This window comes from Pelistega indica (assembly GCF_000506865.1).
Taxonomy (GTDB): Bacteria; Pseudomonadota; Gammaproteobacteria; order Burkholderiales; family Burkholderiaceae_B; genus Taylorella; species Taylorella indica.
Window position 1 is genome coordinate 1 of sequence record NZ_AYSV01000061.1, and the last position, 552, is coordinate 552.

1 protein-coding gene is annotated in these 552 nt (G+C 43.0%); it reads right to left on the reverse strand.

Features of this window, described 5'->3' with window-relative positions:
• Positions 1–156: 156 nt before the first annotated feature.
• Positions 157–552, reverse strand: a 396-nt coding sequence (locus V757_RS28620; RefSeq protein WP_036694280.1) for a hypothetical protein, incomplete at its 5' end; no start/stop codon positions are given.

The window sequence follows — 552 nt, forward strand, 5'->3', positions numbered from 1 at the left end:
TGTWGATATATAAGCATCATGGCCTGAGGCACACTGTAAACGTGCCACATACCCCTCTGGGTTTTTTGTCGTAGAACATGCGGCTAATGTCACGGCTACTGCCGCTGCTAACAATACTTTTTTCATTTCAATCTCCTTAAAAAATTAACCATTTGGTTATGAGTCACCACCCGTATCAGATCTGGTTCTATCGTCATGAATAATCCTCAGATTGCCAACTCGTGTTGTAGTGCCTGATTTAAACAAATCTCTATAACTAGCCTGAATATGAGTGTCTGATGGTCCTGCTACGCTAGTGCTACTACCTCGATAGGCACCAGTAGAGTCCGTTGTAAACCCTCTCCACTCGTCATGATACCCATCGTTAAGATCATTTGGATGATCCACCTTGATGGTGTATGATGTGTTAGGTTCTAGTCCAGAAACCTCAAATTCATAGCTGCGTCTACCACCGTGTGCAGTAGCTATAAATGAATCTGCCGTTACATAGATAATCGTACCGTAATTACTACCTCCACCACTACTTGAGCTTGCATCGACAAATATCTTGCC